We start from the raw sequence: 19,524 nt of genomic DNA, 5'->3' as shown, positions 1-19,524 counted from the left end.
TGGAATGTGGGTAATTTATATCAATACCTCATGGCTTTCGTGACCACGCCCTTATCTGCTCAATTTCATCTTCATCGATATTTAAAGATTGAAGGAATTTGAGATGTCCTAGTGGCTCCATCTGCTCAAAGCGTTTGTGCCAATTGATCATACCCTGTTCATCCATTCCTGATTCTTTAAGTATTTCTGTCCAACGCTCTTTGGTGAGTAGGCCTTGATTTAGAAGTTCAGGCTCTTTGAGTAAAGCCATTATGGATTGTTGCTGCTGGCGCAACTTTTGAATTTCTAGATCGAGAGCTGCAAACTGTTGTCTTAGTACCGTATCTCGGTCTTCATCCTGAGATTGGTGTAGCAGGCTCTCAATCTCATTGACGGGAATACCATAAGAGCGATAGGCAAGTATTGCTCTAAACCTTTCAAGTTCTCGTTCGCCATATTGGCGATAACCGTTAGGTGTTCTAGCTGCGGGAGTGATTAGCCCCTTTCGCTCGTAATAGAGAACCGTTGTTCGAGATACCTCTAGTTGTTCACAAAATTGTTTGATGCTCAACACTTAGGGCTACCCTCTTTGGTGGTTTGATAGTGAGACCAAATCAATGGAATCAATGCACTAATAAGAATAATCAGTGCGCCAATCATTGACCATAAATCAGGAATTTCAGCAAAGACAACTAAGCCAATAATAAGTGAATAGATAATCTTTACATACTCAACATTGGCAATGATGTTGGCTTGCGCCCATTTATATGCAGAGATACCAACATACTGAGCAAACGAAGAGATGAGGCCAACTAACAGCAGTAACATGAAGTCTTCGACTGTTGGTGTGCGCCATAAGTAAAGGGTTGGTATTAATGTCATCAAACCAATTGCCAGAGCTTGGTATGCCATTAATGTTATCTTGGGTTCGCTCTGTGCCACTTTCCTAACACACACTACCGCTACCGACGCGCCTAGTGCGGCAATTACGCCAGATAAAACATAAAGGCTATGGCTTGCTGCAAAGGTCGGTCGAACAACCGTCATTACCCCGATAAAGCCAACTACAATTGTGAAAATTCGACTGCCGGTGATCTGCTCTGCCAACACGAAATGAGCGATTAGAGCCACAAAAAGTACCTGCAAGAAACCGAGTGCTGTTGCGTCAGCAAATGGAATATTGCTCACTGAAATAAAGCCAAAATATAGAGCGGTAAAAGCGCCTAGTATTCTTAGTAGGTGAAGCGATATTTTGTTGGGCTTAAGTAGCACACCGATATTTTTGCTGATCGCAGGCATGAGCAATAACATAAAAATGAACTGGCGAAAGAACAGGATCTGAAAGGTGTCATAGTCTGTGCTGAGCTGTCGAACAAATACCCCAACGATCGTAAACAGTGCTGTAGATATAAGGGCAAGAGTGATCCCTTTCATTGTCGATGGTAGATGGTCGAAGAGCTGAAATAGCTTTGACTGCTGTAAGTCTCGTAATTGGTGCAACGAAATGTGCCTCTTTAGTCATGATAAGCATAAGGCTAATCATTCTAAAGTCGTTACCTGTAGACAGGTCAAGTGATATGAGTCATCAGCGGAAAAGCAATCCCTTTGAAACATGAAAGGGGAGGCTATGACAATAAGGGCTAACTAACTCAAAAAAGCACCAGTTACAGCCCTTGTTGTCAGTATGAAATGGCGCATATTGAGATCGCGCGGTAGGGGTTCTCGAAGGACTGTTGTTAGCGAACTTTGTAACTCCCTCTATCCACTCGTTTACTATTTTGGCTGGTGGCCTGTCTTTTTCGCAAGCTCTTGCATAGCTTCGGCAAATGTAGTTGTTCCGCCCTTCGCTTTAACCTGAACCACCTTATATCCTTGGCTTTCCAGTGCTTTGCGCTCTGCTAAAACCGCTTTGTCATCTGGTTGACTGCCTTGCACAGGCTGATGAATGTAACACCCTTCTAATTGACCATCTTCGACCAGTTGGTGGTGTTTCAGTGCATTGATATCAAAATTCATAGTAAGTATTTTCGCTTTAAATGGAGAGTCTCTGTGGCAAAGGCCGCGAGTCTTTATAACTTTATGGTTTGTACAATAGGCATTTTAACCATAAGAAGCTAGTGCAAATTCAGTAATCTAATGGAATGTAACTGGGTACGGTTTACTTCTTCAATCTCCTATTGATCGTAGGGAAGGAACGGGTAGGAACGGAATTCTAACGTTTCAACACATCCCAATTTGAGATTTTCGCTCAACCATTGAGCGAAATCGGTACAAATTATCAACCTTTCCAAATGTGGAATCCACACTTCTTTTATTGTCTCTATTTTCCAATTGTGCATGGTTATACCCTAGTTTTCGTAGAAAAGAGAATCGAATAAGCCGTGAGCGCGGCGCGTCATAATGAATGAAAACTAGGCACAAGCATGAACAAAAATTGTGATGGATACGCGATTTACACTGTTTTGTCGGCGGCAGCATTGTTCTCCGCTTTTTTAGTCACCTCAGATAATGTTTCCCCTTTCACCACTCAAGCGACTTTGTATCGTAACGTGGCGACCATTGCGCCAGAAGTGTCCGGTGTGATTACCGATGTCATGGTTAGTAATGGCGAGTTGGTTGAAAAAGATCAGCCATTATTTGCTATCGATGCCAGTAGCTACCAATTGAAAGTGGCACAAGCGCAAGCCGAACTGCATCAAGCGCGTGATTCTGACTCAGCGAAATGGCAGCAATTAGCAGCAGCGAAACAAACACAAAGCCAACGAGAGTTTGAATACCACAATGCGAAACAGAAACTCGCACGTAACCAAAAACTGCGTAACAAAGGGCTCGCGACTGAACAAGATCTTGATGACGCAATCACCAATACACAAGTTGCGAGTAGTGCGGTTGAAGCTGCGAACGCAGAAGTGAAACGTATTGAAGTTGAGTTATCGACCCAAGACCGCACAGCGGCCATTGAATTAGCAGAAGCAAAACTTGCCAGTGCGGAACTGGATTTAGGCCACACACAAGTCGTCGCGCAAACGGAAGGTGTCGTGACCAACTTACAATTGCAATCGGGCAGTTATATCACTCAAGGTACTTCATCATTGCTGCTGGTGGATGAAGCTCATGCGTGGATCAGTGCGGACTTCAATGAGAAAGGCATTGATAAGCTAACAAATGGGCGCGAAGTTTTGTCTCTTTTGATGCGCTACCGGGCAAAGTCTTTACGGGGGAAGTGAGTAGCCAAGAGCGTGCGATTTACGACACCAATAATGCCAATGGCAAGCTGTCTAGCGTGACCAATGATACGCGTTGGATCCGTGAGCAACAGAAAGTACGTACCCGCATTAGCGTTAATGAATTGGATCCTTCGATGATCTCAGGTTCAAGAGCGAGTGTGATCGTAGAAAGCGGTAACCCAATAATGCACGTTATTGGTTCGGCTTGGATTCACTTGGTTTCAATATTTCGCTACATCTACTAGTAGGAGATGACTATGTGGACATTCGAAAACACCGCACAGGGTCATTCTCAACGTAATGAAGCGCTGCGTGTCGCACTTACTGTGACGATTTGTATGGTGTTGGGAAAGCTACTAAACCTAGACTCTCCTGTTTATCTGGCGTTGTATCCAACCATCATCATGACCAAGAATAAAGATTACTCTTGGCTTGGCCTTATCCGTACCTTGTCACCCACTTTATTGGCAGCAAGTACAGCGCTGGTGGTGACTGAGGTATTTTCACAGCATCCGTTTGTGGTGTGGACCATCAGCCTGTTCTTCTTCGACTTTATGCGTCGTCGAGCCACTACGCCAGCGAAGAAAGGTAAAATGTTGATGCCAACCTTCAACTGGATTTTGATTGTGGTGTTTGCTCAGCACACCACCATGGATATGCCGATGCGCATTCATGAAATTTTGGTATCCATGCTGATTACCATGGTAGTAGCAAAAACTATGGTGGCTTTGTTCCCTGTTGAGCAAGGAAATAAGCCTCCTGTATTTAAAGAACAGCCTGTCACATTTGAGAGCAGAGCCATTTCACTCGCATTGATTGGTCTTGGTTTAGCATTCTTGATGATCGTTGACATCATCTCAGCAACGTTCTGCATGGTTCCAGTGATTGCTGCTGCAACCCAAACCACACACAAAAGCTTTATAGACGTGGTTGACCGCCGTTTTCAAACTCAAGTAGGCGGCTGTGCAGTAGCCGTGGTGTTCACCTTGTTGATGGCAGGGCATCAGTCTACATTTGGTTACTACACCATAGTGTTGGGTTTCTTTGCGTTTATGATCACCGCATCAATGGCCAAAGCGAAAGGTTCAGCCAGAGACGTTCATGCCGATGCATTATTAGCGACCATGCTGCCGATTCAGTTGTATATGACCAGTAGCAACTTAGGGTTGGAAAGTACCTTCCTACGCGCTTGGGAGCTGGCTGTGACTTTGTTTGTGCTGTGGGCTTTGTGTCATTTTGTTCGTAAGCCTAATGGTGAAGAGCCGGCACTCGTTCGCTAATAATCAAATCCGGCCAACCGATTATGGTCTGATTTGATTGCGCCTTTCATAAAATTAAAAAATGCTTTTACTCTGGCTGAATCTTCTAAATCTTTATGAGTCATCATCCATAGGTCTGTATTTTGGTGCATCACTTCCATATCTACTCTTTGCAGAGTTCCCTCACTGTTACCTAAAAAGCAGGGTAAGTAGGCTAACCCCATCTGATTTTCAGCCGCGATGATCAGGGGCTCAAAAGAGTCGGCTTTCATGACAATTTTGTCTTCTGAAATCAGTTCAGAAACCTGTAGCGAAGCACTGCCTCTATGCATCATTAACCAAGAAGCAGACTTTAAGGGGTGCTTACTCTTAAGGCCATTTATATATTCTGGCGATCCGTAAACACCAAACGCAATTTTACTTAACTTGGTCCCAACCAAATGGGCTGGCAACTCATTTGCCGGGCGAATCGCGATATCTGCATCTAGGTGCGAAATATCCAATTGACGAGATGTGAGGCTGAGTTCTAACTGAATTTTTGGATAAAGCCGATGAAAAGCAGCCAAATGAGTACCCAGAATGAGACGAGATAACGCATCGGTCGTCGTTATTCTTAGCGTTCCTTCTAGCTTCAATTCCTGTCCAAAAACCTTGTGTTCCAATTCTCTTACTGTGGATTCGATAGCGAGAGCTGACTCCAGAAGCTTTTGTCCTTCAACCGTTAGTTTGTATCCGGTAGGAAGTTTGTGGAAAATCCGTAATTTGTGACGATACTCAAAGGTGTCAATACGACGTAAAACGGTGCTGTGGTTTACACCAAGTGCTCTTGCCGCGGCCGACAGGGATCCTTCATTCGCCACTGTTAGAACATATTGCAGGTCATCCCATCTTATGTTGTGCATTTGCGCATATCCAACGTGTTCAATTAGTGAGTTTACCAAAAATTTAGCACAGCTATAGTTATCTCAACAAGGCAACAAACAGAACTGAAGTTCAAAGCATGCACTGATGGCACTTTTAATCTCCCACGCATTGAGCTTCAAAATTGACAATCAGGAGAAAGAAAATGTTAAAGAAAAATCTACTTATCGGTCTAGCGAGTCTTCTGGCTTTCTTTCAATTCACTCCAGCCTTTGCAGATGAAACAAAAGCAGTCGATTCAGCAAAGACATTAGAAACGGCTCAAGCATTCTTATGGGCGGCAGGCTCAGGTGATATGGCAAAACTCGAGTCATTAATGGCCGATGATTTTGTCTGGCACAACGAAGGTGACGCCGACATCCCTTGGATCGGTAACTGGGAGTCAAAAGAAAAAGTGCTCAACACTTTCTTTCCTCTATTTGGCGCAGGTTTGAAAGTCACAAGCTGGTCAACAGACTATAGTTTTGTAAACGGCGACCAAGCAGTGTTCATGGGCAGCATGAGTGCCATTGCGAATGAATCTGGTGTAGACACGGGTAAATTCAGCTGGGCGGTTCGAGTTCAGGTTGAAGATGGCAAAGTGAAGAGTTGGAACTGGTTTGAGGATAGCTACGCAGTATCTAAAGCTTATCACGCCAAACAGTAACCACAGTGACCAATTAGGTTGTAAAGGCTCGATATGCTGTAGACGTATATCGAGCTTAACTTGGTTTTGAATAGCGACGCGAAGAGCCTATTCAACAATCCGACAGTTAAAAGGACACCTGAGACAATCTAGTTCTGAGTTTCAGTGTACGAGCCAAATAACGTACTTTGGCACTATTAAGTTTGGAGAAACTATTTATGAGCAATAAGCTAGCGAATGCGACTAATCTGTATATGGAAGGTATCCGAGATGGTCATGCATTAGAGGCGGTAACGAAGTACACCGGTCAACGTTATACTCAACATAGCACTGGGGTTCGCAACGGTATTGATGGTTTTGTTGAGTTCTTCGAACCGTTCTTAAAACGCTGCCCTGTTAGAGACATAAAGATCATACGTTCAATCGTCGATGGCCAATTCGTGTTTGTTCAAGCATTCCAAGATATTAATAATGGCGAATATAAGTGGGTGACTACGGATCTATTCGATACCGATAATGACGATAAAATTATTGAACATTGGGATGTGATTTCTGCCTTCGAAGCTCAACCGACGGAAGGGGAAGGTCGACTGCAAGGGCCAATCAATCATACTGACTTAGATAAAACAGAAGAGAATAAGAACCTTATCCGTGATTTTTTATGTGATGTCATGGTACTAGGGCAGAAAGACAAGCTATCAAAGTATCTCCAGCACGAAGAGCTAGCCGTTTATCAAGCCTCAGATGTGAGCCCTTTGGAGAGTTATATTGGTGGCTATGACCAAGTGTTCAAGATTGTCGGTCAAGGTAACTTCGTAGCAGCTTACAGCCGAGTTATTGAACATGGTCTCGAGGTTGCGCGTTTTGATCTATTCCGAGTTGAGGGAGGTCAAATTAAAGAGATATGGGTAAACCAAGAGCCCGTGCCACCAAAAGCAGAATGGGTAAATGGTGGGAAGTTCTAGAGTCGTTTTAAGGGGGATGGCTCGGTTTTCGGTTTATGAGTGGTGAGTGTGAAAGACCTTCACATACCGCCAAAATAGTTAAGCGAATACGCCGCACACTTTGGCGTATTCGCTATCGGATCTTCAATGAGTTTGGCTCTTTGAATTCGCCCCAAACGGCTAATTTAACGAACTTAGATAGTCGACTAACGCTTGTTGGTCCTGAGTATTTCGCAAGCCTGAGAACCCCATATATGTACCCGGAATCAAAGCCTTAGGTGATGCAATAAATTGCTTTAGCAAGGCTTCCGTCCAAACATTATGGCTGCCAGAAAAATCGATGATGGCTTTAGAGTAATTGTTATAGCTGTCATCTGAAGCCACTTTACGACCAACAATTGAATTCAAATTGGGAGCCGTGGTTGAGCTGTCTGAATGACACAAGCTACATTGTGAATAAAGCTGGCGACCTCGCTCTACACTATTTTTCGGTAAGTTTTGATCGCCAACTGCGGTATATTTGTTGCGAATACTGAGTAGAGATTGAGACTGTTCATCTGTTAATGATGCTCGTACTTTGAGCATGGCCATCGCTTGGCTCCAGGTCATGCTGGCTTCAACCTTTCCGACCTCACGACCATATCTGAGTACATTTTCGGTCTCAATCGATTGACCATTTTGTGCGACTTCTAAGTTGCGCATTAGCTTTCCGCGTTGCTCGATAAAACGATTAAACTCATCAATATTTCTTTTGGCAGCCTGTTCCAGTACCTTTCGTTGATCTGCAGTGAGTAATGACATTACCTCTTTAGATACTTGGCCTCGTTTAACCCCGTGATTAGAAGCCATTCTTAAGCTTACAAAACCAAAGTGCTGGCTAGGTTTTCCCACTACTTCAAAGTCATTAAACGCTTCACTACCTGTAGACCAGCTTAAGAAGCGAGCGGCGAGGTTAGTTAGCTCTTTTTTGTCATTTTTATTGAGTTTAATCTTTGGCTTAGAGTTACCTTTTGCTAGCTCTTGACCTTTTCCGTTGAGGTGAGCATGTCGAATAGCGTCGAGCTGCTGTTTCTGTTCTTCCGTTAAAGTTTGGATAATCTTGCCAAAGGCTTCAGCGATTATTTCGCCGAGTTGGGCTTCATGCTGACCATAGCGCTGGCCAAGTTCGAGGAATTCTTTTTCCGAGATGCTCTCTCCGATTAATAACCCTTCTAATGCTCTGTTCATGGCAAATCGACTTTTTGCAACTTGCTCAAAAGGAGCTTTTTGTTGTTCAAGCAACGCTAGCAAAGTGTTTCGTTGCTGAGAGTCGAGGACAGATAAAGTTTGCTTGGCAACTTGGCTTCGAGAAAGGCTATGTCCACTTGCCACGCGCAAGCCAACAAAACCAAAATAGTTAGCCATGCGACCAACAGACATATAGTCATTATTAGATGAGCTTCCCGTTAGCCAAGACAATGTTCTTGAAGCGATTGCATCGGTGAGCGCTTTTTCATCGACTTGCTCCCGAGTGATATCACGAATCATGTCGCTATCTTTTGCCATCACTACGGACGACGACGCCAATAATGCTATCGCTAAAACAAACCGAAAAATGCGCATCCTTGCTAACCTTACTTGTTGTGTGTGTTTAACTTCTTGAATCTTAGCCAACATGTATGGTGATGGAAGAATATTTACACTGTTTTACAACTCGCCTTAACGCTCAACAATGCAATCGCGCCCTTGAGATTTTGCGTCGTAGAGGGCGTTATCCGCTCTTTTAATTAATGAATTCCAGTCATCGTTTATGAGAGCTTGAGTCACTCCAATGCTGACAGTATACGTGCCAGAAGAGAGCTCTTGATTGGAGTTGTGTTTTGCGTGGTTCCTTATTCTTTCAGCTATCTGCATTGCTTGAACTTTATTCGCTCTAGGTAACATGACCACAAACTCTTCTCCACCATCGCGGAAGCAGAAATCGCTTGTTCGGCATGTATCTTCAAGAATTTGACCAAAGTGCTTAATCACATCATCTCCCTTGTCATGACCATAGGTATCATTAATTTTTTTGAAGTGTTCGAGGTCGGCCATCAGCACAGAAATGTCACTCTCTCGACCTGGTTGAACAAGCTTGGGTATCAGCTCTGCTAGGCCTCTACGGTTATAAAGGCCGGTTTGTTCATCAGTGATCGATGAACGATAGGTTTGCTTTAATAAACGATCAGTTAAGATCCAAAACACTGAAAATGCGAGGCTAATAATTGTGATTGTCATGATAACGAAAGACAATTTATGAATATCTGATATCAGGTAATAGTTCGAGTTCGTTCCTTTGGTATGAGCAAGTACGCCCCGAATTGCCATATAGAGAATGTTGATGAACAGGGTCAGGTTCAACAGGCACTTTGCTTCTCTGTTATCGTGCTTTCCCCCTGAATAGTTTGCACAGAGGGCTAAGATACATATCGTCACAACGAGAATACTTCGAGCCTCGATCCTAGAAGTTACAGAAGGCGCAATTAGGGCGCTATAAAGGAAGAAGCTAATGCCAAGGGAGCTAATGATGATTGATATTACGAGAAAAGACCGACTTGCTCCTCGTAACACGGTTATGCCGACGAGTAGTAAACCAAAAGCCGTTGCGTATGCACCATTGGAAAGAAAAACGATGGATTCTGAAGATTGAGTAACGCCGAACGAAAGTGGGGTAACACTGGCTCCTAACAGCAAAGCAGCATAAGCAATATAATTCACCCCTAACGTGGTGCCTGCGAGTATATATTTATGCGTTAACAACATAGCGCTCGCAACCGTGGCTGCTAACAAAGAGGTATATATAGCTAAGGTGTGGACATCCATGAAATCACCAACAACGTAAAAATGAACTCTCTCAATTCAGTATTGCGCAATTTGTATTATGAATATTTAGTAGTTAATCATTATTAAACTATATGCTTATGCAGATCAATTTTTGCTCAGGTGCATTGGCAAGTATCGGGCAAGCGCTGGGCAATGTACGAGCTATTCCAGAGCCCAACCTTGGCTTTGTTATACTTTTATTTTAAATTCTCTAAGCCTGATGTATCGACGCTTTTTAAGGTGTCTTTTGCTACTTCATCTAAATCTGTCGTTGTCGATTTTTGAGGATAACCAGCAGCGGCACCTTTACCGATCGCTGTTGCTTCTGCTTGTAGCTTTTTCCCCTCAGACTCACCCGCGATCCAGCCTTGCTTGTAGTCACTGTCTGATTCAAAACGCTTTCCATCTTTTATGTAGTTTTCGAAGCTATTGCCGCTTTCTTGCATGCCGCTATGCCTACCGTCATGAAAACCTTGTATGTAAGAGGTGTTGTGACCACTCTCAATCAAAGCACTATCACTTGTTCCGCATCCGGACAAAATAAAAACCAATAAGATTAAAAACAGTTTATTCATACTCAAAGCCTCGGAACTCAGTCGTCTAAATGATAAGGATAGACCAAGATCATCTCGCAAAGGCATAACCGCTCTCTAGTCGGGAAAGCTTGTTTGAGAATCATGATATTCAAAACTTGAGAGAGTAGAGTTACTACTGCCTTATTAGATCTAGAACGATAGCAAATCACTGGGAGGTAATTTGCTATCAATTACAGAGTGAATATCCGTTGTGCATATTGGTAAGTTCAAGAATTAAGACGAGGTGACTTATTGCTTATTTGAACGGTTAACGATAAAACTCAATATCACAACTGCAATACTAAAGCCCACAACACCCATCCAACCCGCACGTTCAAATGCCTGAATTCCCATAAATGAACCAAACGCACCACCGAGATAGTAGCCAAGCATATAGATTCCGTTGATACGACTTTGAGCTTGTGGGTCAATTGAGAATACGCGTACTTGGTTCGATACTTGAGCGCTGAATACGCCAAGGTCGATGAGAATGATACCGACGATCAATCCAGCCAATGTGTCAGCGAAAAGCCCCGATATAACAAAACCAGCAGTAATAATAACTAACGCCATGCTGATCATATTTCGAGAGCCAAACTTGCTCACCAGTGACCCTGAAACTTTGGCTCCAATTACCCCGGCAAGTGCAATAACACCAAACATCCCTGCCTGTTGTGCATTGTAGTTAAACGGAGATTCACTGACATGCAGAGCTAACGTCGCCCACAGCGCATTGAACGAAGCAAACCAAAGCGCACCAGTTAAAGCGGAAGTACGCAGTGTCGCATGCTGCTTAATTAACGTGGCCATGCTCGCAACCAGTTTAAGGTAAGGTATTTTAGTTGTCGGTGTGTTCGTCGGTAAAAAAGCATACAGCAACACACCAAAGACCATCGCAATACTTGCTGACATCATAAATACCGCGCGCCATCCAAATTGCTCACCGATGAATCCACTGAGTGTACGCGAAAGCAAGATGCCCACAGTTAGGCCAGTCATTAACGTGCCAATGACTTTTCCTTTCGTTTCTGGAGTACTTAGTGACGCTGCAAATGGAATCAGCTGCTGAGTGATGTTGGCACTCAAACCAATCGCAAAACACGCAACAACCAAAGCCACTAAGCTAGATGCAGTAAACGCGACAAAAGATGACAACACCAACATGACAGATAAGATCGCTATTAGGCGTCTGCGGGGTAACGTGTCTCCTAAGGGCGATAAGAACAGCAGTGCCACGGCATAACCAATCTGACCGGCAGCTGGCACTGTGCCTAGCTGTTCGCTTGTTAACCCGAGCTCTGCGCCGATCTTAGGTAAGATGGGTTGGTTATAATAGAGGTTCGCAGCAGTTGCCGAGACAGCGCTCGACATCAGTAACAAACGTCCTGTGCTCAACACTTCTTTAGTCGCTTTTGACATGGTGACACCTTAACTTTGGTTCATCGTTTTAATGAATGATTTCGATGAGCTAAGTCTAAGGTTAACGATTGAATAACAAAAATAACCATTTGATTTAAATTCTATACGAATCTGGTATAGATGAATTTCTAAGCCATGTTTTGTTGAATCGCCTTAATTTCACTCTGTACGACAGCAACAAATATACTGGCCGTGGGGGATAGAGTATGCGAATGGTGTGTCATCACTAATGGCATTTCTACATCCACAGATTCAAGGTTAACAAATACACAGCCCTCACTGCGTAGGTCGCGAATTGCATGCGGAGCGATAGAGACACCTAAGCCAGAAGATACTTGGGTCAACACGGTTTGCATGTTGTTGGGTTGTTTTTTTATATTTGGAGAGAAGCCAGATAGGTCACATTGAGTAATGATCGAGTCAAATAATCCTACCGCTTGTTCACGTTCAAATAAGATGAAAGGATCTTGCTGCAGTTGTTTTATTTGAATGGTGGAGTGTTGAGCCAGTTCGTGGGTGACGGGTAAAACAGCAACAAGCTTATCTGTGTAAATCGTCACCGAGGTGTAATCATCCACAAGCAGGTTCGGCAGTGGGCGAGAGAAGCTAATATCGATCTCTCTTTTGTCCAGAGCTTCGATCTGTTCAGAAGCCGTCATCTCAACAAGATCAACATCAATATTGGGGTTTTCAGCAATATACTGTCGAACTAAACGAGGCAAAAAGCTCAGAGTTGCGCCTCCAAGATAACCAATCGTTAAAGTACCAATACAACCAGAAGAAGCTCGAATCGCGGACTGTTTTGCTTGTTCCGTTTGTTCGATGAGTCTAATCGCATCTTTAAGTAAGTGCTGCCCTGCGGCGCTAATGACGACTTCGCGAGATGTACGGAAAAATAGGCTCACTCCAAGTTCGTGTTCAAGGCTTGTGATATGGCGGCTAATGGCAGGTTGAACGGTATTCAACTCTTTTGCAGCTTTTGAAAAACTGCGATGTGTCGCGACAGCCACAAAGCTTTTTAGTACTTTGATTTCCATATAGCCTCAATATAAACCTAGGTGATAAAAAAGCGCTAACCTGCGCCTATATTGCTTTTATTATCAATCACAAAGACCTTACTAGCAAACCTTAGGGTAACAACACTTGCAAGACTTTGGTCACTTGTGAGAGTGGGGCGATAATCCTACGTATTCAGCTTTCACGCGTTCAAGCTTTCTGTTTCTAGCTTATTCGTTGTCAAACTTTTCGTGTTCGAGATTGTGCCGAACTAAATCGTGCATTTGTTTTACTGTCATCAGTGCTAACCAGATGATTTCTTCTACTGAACGTTGCCCAGCTGCAGACATTGGGTGGTCGGCGTCAGTTTGATTGGTGAGCGCGGGTAGCTCATGGACGCGGTTATCACGAATGGTATTGATTAACGCATCCATCGCATCATGAATTAAGCGTTCGACTTGTTGTGAACCTTGGTATTGTGTGCCTTTCCTGACCAGCGGAATCAGCAAGCAGAGATAATGGCTTAATAATCGATAGTGACTCAGCATATCTTCATAATAGTGAGGATCGGCGCGAGTGTGTTTTGGCTCTTGCTGCATCTCGTTGTAAATCAGCTCAAGGTCGCTTTCGGCGGTTAGCATAGCGGCACGTTGCTTGGTTAGCGCAATATGGTCATGTTGTTCGGTGCCAATTTGCAGCTGTTCGTAGCAATACACAAACAAGCTTTTTGAACTATTAAGCGCCTTTAACGCTTGAGTGTGGATCTCTTTGCCTCGCCATTGCGGCCATAACAAGCTGTATCCGAGCAGGACAATCGCGCCCCCGACTATGTTGTCGATCAAACGTGGTGCTGCAAAATCGAGCCCTTGATGCGCCATGGTCTGATACACCAAAATCAATAGCGCTGTAATGCAACCAATGGCTAGCGAGTAATGGCGCATGATATTAAGCATTGCGACAGGCAAGAGGATAACGATAAGCGTATACATCGCGGTCGTTGGTACGCCAATGTGAATTAAAGAGGTCGCGAACAGCACACCAAGCGCCGTACCTAAACAGCGTTGCCACGTTTTACTTCGTGTCGCCAAGAAGCTTGGCTGAATCACCATTAACATCGAAATCAGAACCCAATCAGGGCGAATCAATTCAAAGTATTCCGCAATTCCAGCACCAAGTGCGAACATCAAACCGACACGGGTAACATGACGCCAAATCGGATTGCCTCGGCTTGGTAGGCGAAAAGACAACTCGAACGGCTGCACTTCAAAAGAACGTTCATAAGCGGGTTCATTAAGCTCAATACGACGGGAAATGTGCTTCACTGCGTATGCCCAATAACGAAAGCGGGGTTGGTCTTCGAGCTTGACCGCTTCAATCAAGTCAGTAGCTTCTTGCTCTAATGAGCTTAAGTGCTTCACCTCTTCGTTTGTGTTGTGTAGAAGCTGTTTGGCTTTGTGTCTTAGTCTTTGCTGACAATGTTGGCTCCAAACCAATAGCAAGCCTCGTTTGTGTTTGCTGGACTGAAATTGGTTCAATAGATCGGGATTCGTTGTGTGGCTGCTGAGTATCACTTCAAACGTATCAAGAGCGAGGAACAAGGCTTGTCGAAGCGAGTTAGCATCTTCTTGTTTAGATCGAAAAGATTCAGATTGAAGAGCCTGTTGGAACAACTCGATGAGTTGGTATTTGATGCGTCTTTTCGGTGCATCACTTTCGCTACCTAGCAGGAATGCTTGGCGATATTGGATGTAGTCTGCCAACGTTTCGTAAATCGCGGACAGACACACACGCAATGCATAGTGCTTCCACAACGCAAACCAAAGCCAGCTAAACAGTGCAAAAGTAAGAGGCCCGAGTACCAACATAGGGTACAAGCTTAGCGCTGTGTTGGAATTGTGAAGTGAGAGAGTGACGACTGCTATCAATAGGCTCGACATACCGAGCCGTGCCCAAAAAGGACCATTGACCGCAGCACTGGCAAGCAAAGCACCCATAGCACCATAAGTTACCCATAAAGGCAGTCCGCTTTTCAGCAGAGCGTAACTGATGGCCAGAGTCATGCCCCAAGCGGTTGCGGTGATCGCAAAACGTGTCCACCGCCTTGGCCCTGCTGTATCGAGGCCACTAATCAGGGCGGCTGGCATAGTCATGAGAGCGGTCATGGCGATAGTGGTTTGATTCGACAAAACCCCTAAACCGAGAAACAGCACAATGGCACTGGTGGCGCGAAGCCCAAGGTTAATAGAAGGGGAGTACCAGACTTTACGCAAAATGGCAGGAGAAAACGTCATAGACCCTCGTTATTTGTTTGACCTTAATGAGTGTAACGCCAAACTTCTTCGCGTGCTGTCTTCAATCACAGATTGATAAATTGAATCGCTGCAAGCCTCTTCTATTGGCATAGAACGCTATATAGCTTGGTTTATTCGAAAGCGAATCCACAAGGTTTAAGACAGCAATATTCAAGATAGAGGGTTCAAAAATAGACAGCTTGGTAGTCGATGGAATCAGCAGAGAACGAAATTCGACTTAATCCTATCTTCTCGCTGCGATTGTATTCATTGATCGAGTGGTCAAAGCCATAGGCTGTCGAAGGCGCCATGTATTGGGTTACGCCTTGTTGTGTCGCCGTTATTCCATCGTGGCCATGACCGCAGATCACATCACGAACGCGATATTTTCGAAGTACGCTCATCACATCAGCATCGTTCTCTAGACAGATAGCTTTCATCCAATCAGCACCGACTGGAATGACAGGGTGGTGAACAACCACGATAGGATCATTGGCCTTTCTTAATTGTCGTTTTAGCTGAACCATGCCGCGGTTATCAATGCGCCCAGAACCGAGTGGATGACGTTTATCCAGCGGCTTGAAGCTTGAGTCTAGGAACACAAACTCTCGTTCATTGATCATTGCTTTATCGGTGACGAAAATCGACGATCCTTTAAACTCTGTACGCATTAAGCGAGAGTCATCATGATTGCCCGCAATCGCGTAAATGGACTTATCACCAACGTGTTGTCTAATGAACGACTCTAACTGAATGTAGTCTCCCGATTTTGGGTTACAACAGATGTCACCAGTCAGAAAAATGGTCTTGCATGCTGTGTCTTTGCTGACGTATTCCAGGGCTCTACGCAGGTTCTCATAGCTGGATTTATCGGAAAGGTGACAATCACTGATTTGGTAAACGGTGTTCATTGTTGTTGTCCGGTTGTGCCATATGCATTGTTAAAGATGATAGAAAAATGCCTGCCAAATTGGCAGGCATTTATTAATGCTAATTTGCTTTGGGTGCTTTGGGTGCTTTGGACGCTTCGTGTTGCTCAACCATGAACGCAATGGCCTCATCGCTTAAACAAGACTTACTGACGTATTGGCGCTGTTTTCCAATATGAAGGATAAAACCTAAATCGGTTTGTTGCAGCTGGGAGATGTCAGTCCAAGCGATAGTATTGGTGTTTTTAGCGTTTTTATAACTTACGCCGTTAACATCCCCTTGAAAGACTACTTTGCTGCCAGCACCTGAGCTGATTTTTTGTCGCCATATCCACCAGGTTCTCTTGCAGTAAACGCTGAACGCTTCAATCACACTTAATACAATAAAGAACCAGCCAACGTAACCGTTAGGTAGTAGCTCAAACTCTAATAAAACCACACCAAAAATAAGAAACAGTATTCCTTTTAAATAGGCTTTTGGAAATTGAGTCGGAAGGCTAGTTTGATCATAACACTCTGTGAAAAACGTCTTATCGAGGATGTATTCTGTGGTGAAACCGGGATCTTTAGACATGTCTGGCTACTTTAATGTTTTCTGTGAATGAGCTTTCTATAAAGGGGCTACTACGCTGCAATCTAGTAACTCCAGCATTGTATCGCTTGTCGGTACTTTTCTTTAGCGGTTTTGATGCTCTTTTGTAAATCAATAATACTGACGGGGTTTACTCTTGGCATAGCTTACTTGTTTACCTGAATTGATATTAAATAATGACTAAAACTAAGGCCTCACGTTTGCGAGGCCTTGATATGTGCGGAGCGGGTGGAAAGAACCTCAGATATATTGCTACGTTCTTGCGCTCTACATGGTGAAAACAGGCGACATGCCACTGTCTTGGCTGTTCATTAACAACAAGCCAATCAACACAAGTAAAATGCCGCCAAAGAGTTGCAAGTAATGACCTGCGGCTTTCAATGATTCACTACTGTTCTTGTTACCTGCTGCCAAATAGCGCTTCACTAGATGCTTGCCTGTTAGCGTCATCATTGCAATCAATGAGGTTGTTAATGCTGTGCCTACTGCCATTGTAAAGGCACTCAGAACGCCCATCCAATATAGGCCAACCATGTTTGCGAAAAGCAGAACCATGATTGCTCCGGTGCATGGCCTGATACCAATCGTCACTATTATTCCCGCGTACTCTCGAAATGTTGAAGCTTTATTGATGGCTTCTGGATCAGCGACGTGTTGGTGGCCACATCCACAGTCGGCATGAGAATGATCTGCATGAGTGTGGTCAGCGGCTTGTAATGCATTGGTAGCGCCCATAATCATTGAACCAGATGAACGAAGCGCCACTGGCGTACGAACTGGCGCTGATGAACGAACTGACACTGACGAAATTGCGCCTGTTGCTAATGGAGTGATGGCTTTCACTCTCAGAGTTGGTTGCGGTTTACGCATAGTTGAGTAGATGTTTTTCAGAGCTTTCCAGCAAATCAACGTACCTACCACGGCCACTAATGCAAAGCTTAATGAAACAAACATATTCGCTTTGTCATTCACGACTCGCATGGAAGCACTAAAGCCCCACAGCAACACGCTTACTAGTAAGATTGCGACCAGTGCTTGTAAAAAAGCGGAGACGACCGTAAGTACCAAACTCGCTTTTGCTTTGGTTGGGTGAGTGGCTAAGTAGGTAGATACAATAACCTTGCCGTGCCCAGGCCCCAGAGAGTGGAGCATGCCGTAGATAAAGCTGAATCCGATAAGGTAACTGCCTGCGCCCCAAGGATTAGATTTGGCTTCATAGAGTAGGTCGGCTAGCTCTGAATTGACTTCTCTTTGCCATTGGATACTAGAGATAACTAACGATGGCCACATGGACCACAGTTGATATGCACCTACAGCAACAAGCAATAAAGCGCAGATACCAATGAGGTAATAGTTTGTTTTAAGTTGATTTTTCTGCATTTCACAAGAACCTATATCAGATATTTTTCTCTAAATGAATTGAGAAGCTTACGTAATGGCGGTAAAGAGTTGCTTTATTAGGGTGTAGGAACAGCCGCACAATGAAGCTTGACCGATTGAGTAAACAGTTGGCCTAACGTGTTATCTGGATCAGCGTCGGCTGGTAAAGACATCGCATAACTCATCTGTTCTGGCGTCGGGTTGGGCTCGATTAATTCCAACTGACATTGTCTCGCTAGTTCAGGTGACAAGGTCACGTCGCTATTCGATAGCCACGACATGTCGACGAAGTAACTAGGGTCAAAAATCAATACGCGAAGCGAGCCTCGTGTCACTGGTTTAGGTTTGGAAAGTGGTAGGTCAAATGTTAGAACCATCTTGGCTTTATCACGTTCAAACTTAGCGTGTTCAGCAACCTGATATTTGATGGGCTCTTCACCATCATAAAAGTACGTGAAGTAGTGCTCATACTTCATGTTTTCAATAACAGACGCAGCGAGCTTTTTGAATGTTTCAGCTTCTGTATCGGCAGAGACATTTTCGCCATCCAACATGTACATGGATGTCATAGCATCAAAAGACCACTCCATAGAGAGACCAGTGATCATGCCATTCTCCCCCTCAATATGAGTTTTCATCTCTATCCAAGAGTGAGGGTGGGCATATAGATTTGGCGCAAAAAACAAGAGTGCTAGGCCAACAGTCAAGCCCTTGATAGAGCGAAAGTATGTCGCGAAACGGCTTACAAAGCGTGAGGAGAGGCGATTGATGACACCGATTAGAATAAATAGCTGTTTCATGAGAAATGATGGTTATTAAGTGTAATGTTATAATGTAACAAATGAGTGGGTTGTTCACATCAAATTTGTGTCATGTTTTGCCTGTTTACGTTTCTACTATCGGTTTCAATTCGGAGTTGCTTTTATTCGCAACTGCTTTTATTTGCAACTGCTTTAATTTGCAGCAATGCCCCGCAAGTGCGAGGCATTTATTGTTGGGGTGGGCAAAGGTATAACCAAATTAGGCGAGTGAATGGACTTGCTTAGAAGAACTTCTTAATCGCTTTTTCAGCACAAGCGACATCTAAGTGGCCACCCGGAGCGCCACCCACACCAATCGCGCCAATCATGGCATTGTTCAGTTGTACCGGAACACCACCCGCTAGGAACAACAAGTTGTCGTCCATATTCTGCAAGGGTTGCATGATAGGTTTGTCGGCGATGAGTTTCATCAGGTTACCTGACGGCTGCTTCATGCTTGCCACTGTGAACGCTTTTTTGCGTGAGCTATCAAGAGTGTGGATGCCTGCGCCGTCAGAGCGTAGCTGAGCAATCACATTGCCCGACAAGTCGACAACAGTAGCAGAAACCTTGTAACCATCGGCCTCGCATTGATTAACGGCTTCATGGGCAAGCTTGAAGGCCGCTTCTGATGAGATTTGAGTGAAAGAGACAGTTTGTGTTTCTGCTGCCATTGCATTGTGAGAAAGGCTAAGGAAACCAAGGGTTGCTGCTAGTACTGTTAGTTTTGTCGTTTTCATGTTTAC

The 19,524-nt window shown here is 44.2% G+C and carries 18 protein-coding genes and 1 pseudogene; 4 read left to right on the top strand and 15 right to left on the bottom strand.

Features of this window, described 5'->3' with window-relative positions; all coding sequences use genetic code 11:
- Positions 1-28: 28 nt before the first annotated feature.
- From H5300_RS03460 to H5300_RS03450, 3 genes are all read right to left on the bottom strand, one after another.
- A complete protein-coding gene (locus H5300_RS03460) occupies positions 29-553 on the bottom strand; it encodes a MerR family transcriptional regulator (protein ID WP_102503424.1) in 525 nt (174 codons plus the stop codon).
- The gene (locus H5300_RS03455; RefSeq protein ID WP_102534859.1) at positions 547-1,413 is read right to left on the bottom strand and encodes a DMT family transporter; all 867 of its coding nucleotides are present in this window, start codon (positions 1,411-1,413) and stop codon (positions 547-549) included. Before H5300_RS03455 ends, H5300_RS03460 begins: the two co-directional genes overlap by 7 nt.
- Positions 1,414-1,752: 339 nt before the next feature.
- Complete coding sequence (locus tag H5300_RS03450) at positions 1,753-1,995, bottom strand: hypothetical protein (protein ID WP_182795420.1); 243 nt, start codon at positions 1,993-1,995, stop codon at positions 1,753-1,755.
- Positions 1,996-2,402: 407 nt separating this feature from the next.
- Between H5300_RS03450 and H5300_RS03445 the strand changes: the two are divergent.
- Positions 2,403-3,451, top strand: a pseudogene (locus tag H5300_RS03445) (HlyD family secretion protein).
- A gap of 12 nt (positions 3,452-3,463) precedes the next feature.
- A complete protein-coding gene (locus tag H5300_RS03440; RefSeq protein ID WP_182795419.1) occupies positions 3,464-4,486 on the top strand; it encodes a DUF2955 domain-containing protein in 1,023 nt (340 codons plus the stop codon).
- On the opposite strand, the gene H5300_RS03435 is transcribed toward H5300_RS03440, so the two are convergent.
- The gene (locus tag H5300_RS03435) at positions 4,483-5,367 is read right to left on the bottom strand and encodes a LysR family transcriptional regulator (protein WP_017068567.1); all 885 of its coding nucleotides are present in this window, start codon (positions 5,365-5,367) and stop codon (positions 4,483-4,485) included. The genes H5300_RS03440 and H5300_RS03435 overlap by 4 nt on opposite strands.
- 164 nt (positions 5,368-5,531) lie before the next feature.
- Here H5300_RS03435 and H5300_RS03430 point away from each other — a divergent pair, with 164 nt between their 5' ends.
- Positions 5,532-6,032 carry a nuclear transport factor 2 family protein gene (locus H5300_RS03430; RefSeq protein WP_017068568.1) on the top strand — a complete coding sequence of 167 codons (501 nt, stop codon included), beginning with the start codon at positions 5,532-5,534 and terminating at the stop codon, positions 6,030-6,032.
- Positions 6,033-6,229: 197 nt separating this feature from the next.
- On the top strand, positions 6,230-6,976 hold the full coding sequence (locus H5300_RS03425) for a nuclear transport factor 2 family protein (protein WP_182795418.1): 747 nt from the start codon (positions 6,230-6,232) through the stop codon (positions 6,974-6,976).
- A gap of 159 nt (positions 6,977-7,135) precedes the next feature.
- On the opposite strand, the gene H5300_RS03420 is transcribed toward H5300_RS03425, so the two are convergent.
- The 11 genes from H5300_RS03420 to H5300_RS03370 all read right to left on the bottom strand — a co-directional run bounded on the left by H5300_RS03420 (position 7,136) and on the right by H5300_RS03370 (position 19,518).
- Positions 7,136-8,557 carry a hypothetical protein gene (locus H5300_RS03420; protein WP_182795417.1) on the bottom strand — a complete coding sequence of 474 codons (1,422 nt, stop codon included), beginning with the start codon at positions 8,555-8,557 and terminating at the stop codon, positions 7,136-7,138.
- A gap of 96 nt (positions 8,558-8,653) precedes the next feature.
- A complete protein-coding gene (locus tag H5300_RS03415; RefSeq protein WP_182795416.1) occupies positions 8,654-9,796 on the bottom strand; it encodes a diguanylate cyclase in 1,143 nt (380 codons plus the stop codon).
- Positions 9,797-9,993: 197 nt separating this feature from the next.
- Positions 9,994-10,371, bottom strand: a complete 378-nt coding sequence (locus H5300_RS03410; protein ID WP_259397548.1) for a hypothetical protein — start codon at positions 10,369-10,371, stop codon at positions 9,994-9,996.
- Between the two features lie 249 nt (positions 10,372-10,620).
- A complete protein-coding gene (locus H5300_RS03405) occupies positions 10,621-11,790 on the bottom strand; it encodes an MFS transporter (RefSeq protein ID WP_182795415.1) in 1,170 nt (389 codons plus the stop codon).
- 128 nt (positions 11,791-11,918) lie between these two features.
- A complete protein-coding gene (locus tag H5300_RS03400; RefSeq protein WP_182795414.1) occupies positions 11,919-12,827 on the bottom strand; it encodes a LysR family transcriptional regulator in 909 nt (302 codons plus the stop codon).
- A gap of 189 nt (positions 12,828-13,016) precedes the next feature.
- On the bottom strand, positions 13,017-15,077 hold the full coding sequence (locus tag H5300_RS03395; RefSeq protein ID WP_182795413.1) for an FUSC family protein: 2,061 nt from the start codon (positions 15,075-15,077) through the stop codon (positions 13,017-13,019).
- Between the two features lie 185 nt (positions 15,078-15,262).
- Positions 15,263-15,988, bottom strand: coding sequence for a metallophosphoesterase (locus H5300_RS03390; protein ID WP_182795412.1), 726 nt, complete (start codon positions 15,986-15,988; stop codon positions 15,263-15,265).
- Between the two features lie 79 nt (positions 15,989-16,067).
- On the bottom strand, positions 16,068-16,580 hold the full coding sequence (locus H5300_RS03385; RefSeq protein WP_102547839.1) for a YcxB family protein: 513 nt from the start codon (positions 16,578-16,580) through the stop codon (positions 16,068-16,070).
- A 285-nt stretch (positions 16,581-16,865) separates the two neighbouring features.
- Positions 16,866-17,978 (bottom strand): nickel/cobalt transporter, encoded by a 1,113-nt coding sequence (locus tag H5300_RS03380; RefSeq protein ID WP_182795411.1) that lies wholly within the window; start codon positions 17,976-17,978, stop codon positions 16,866-16,868.
- A 77-nt stretch (positions 17,979-18,055) separates the two neighbouring features.
- Positions 18,056-18,778, bottom strand: a complete 723-nt coding sequence (locus H5300_RS03375) for a DUF1007 family protein (RefSeq protein WP_182795410.1) — start codon at positions 18,776-18,778, stop codon at positions 18,056-18,058.
- Positions 18,779-19,020: 242 nt separating this feature from the next.
- A complete protein-coding gene (locus H5300_RS03370; RefSeq protein ID WP_009846975.1) occupies positions 19,021-19,518 on the bottom strand; it encodes a heme-binding protein in 498 nt (165 codons plus the stop codon).
- Positions 19,519-19,524 lie beyond the last annotated feature (6 nt).

Source organism: Vibrio sp. SG41-7 (assembly GCF_014164465.1).
In the GTDB taxonomy this organism is placed as follows: domain Bacteria; phylum Pseudomonadota; class Gammaproteobacteria; order Enterobacterales; family Vibrionaceae; genus Vibrio; species Vibrio splendidus.
The sequence above is the reverse complement of the archived record's forward strand: the minus strand, read 5'-3'. Positions and strand labels throughout refer to the sequence as shown.

What these genes read in the sequence shown, in the direction of transcription:
- H5300_RS03455 (WP_102534859.1), bottom strand. Translation starts at nt 1,413, where the DNA reads ATGAAAGGGATCACTCTTGCCCTTATATCTACAGCACTGTTTACGATC.
- H5300_RS03450 (WP_182795420.1), bottom strand. Translation starts at nt 1,995, where the DNA reads ATGAATTTTGATATCAATGCACTGAAACACCACCAACTGGTCGAAGAT.
- H5300_RS03440 (WP_182795419.1), top strand. Translation starts at nt 3,464, where the DNA reads ATGTGGACATTCGAAAACACCGCACAGGGTCATTCTCAACGTAATGAA.
- H5300_RS03435 (WP_017068567.1), bottom strand. Translation starts at nt 5,367, where the DNA reads ATGCACAACATAAGATGGGATGACCTGCAATATGTTCTAACAGTGGCG.
- H5300_RS03430 (WP_017068568.1), top strand. Translation starts at nt 5,532, where the DNA reads ATGTTAAAGAAAAATCTACTTATCGGTCTAGCGAGTCTTCTGGCTTTC.
- H5300_RS03425 (WP_182795418.1), top strand. Translation starts at nt 6,230, where the DNA reads ATGAGCAATAAGCTAGCGAATGCGACTAATCTGTATATGGAAGGTATC.
- H5300_RS03420 (WP_182795417.1), bottom strand. Translation starts at nt 8,557, where the DNA reads ATGCGCATTTTTCGGTTTGTTTTAGCGATAGCATTATTGGCGTCGTCG.
- H5300_RS03415 (WP_182795416.1), bottom strand. Translation starts at nt 9,796, where the DNA reads ATGGATGTCCACACCTTAGCTATATATACCTCTTTGTTAGCAGCCACG.
- H5300_RS03410 (WP_259397548.1), bottom strand. Translation starts at nt 10,371, where the DNA reads ATGAATAAACTGTTTTTAATCTTATTGGTTTTTATTTTGTCCGGATGC.
- H5300_RS03405 (WP_182795415.1), bottom strand. Translation starts at nt 11,790, where the DNA reads ATGTCAAAAGCGACTAAAGAAGTGTTGAGCACAGGACGTTTGTTACTG.
- H5300_RS03400 (WP_182795414.1), bottom strand. Translation starts at nt 12,827, where the DNA reads ATGGAAATCAAAGTACTAAAAAGCTTTGTGGCTGTCGCGACACATCGC.
- H5300_RS03395 (WP_182795413.1), bottom strand. Translation starts at nt 15,077, where the DNA reads ATGACGTTTTCTCCTGCCATTTTGCGTAAAGTCTGGTACTCCCCTTCT.
- H5300_RS03390 (WP_182795412.1), bottom strand. Translation starts at nt 15,988, where the DNA reads ATGAACACCGTTTACCAAATCAGTGATTGTCACCTTTCCGATAAATCC.
- H5300_RS03385 (WP_102547839.1), bottom strand. Translation starts at nt 16,580, where the DNA reads ATGTCTAAAGATCCCGGTTTCACCACAGAATACATCCTCGATAAGACG.
- H5300_RS03380 (WP_182795411.1), bottom strand. Translation starts at nt 17,978, where the DNA reads ATGCAGAAAAATCAACTTAAAACAAACTATTACCTCATTGGTATCTGC.
- H5300_RS03375 (WP_182795410.1), bottom strand. Translation starts at nt 18,778, where the DNA reads ATGAAACAGCTATTTATTCTAATCGGTGTCATCAATCGCCTCTCCTCA.
- H5300_RS03370 (WP_009846975.1), bottom strand. Translation starts at nt 19,518, where the DNA reads ATGAAAACGACAAAACTAACAGTACTAGCAGCAACCCTTGGTTTCCTT.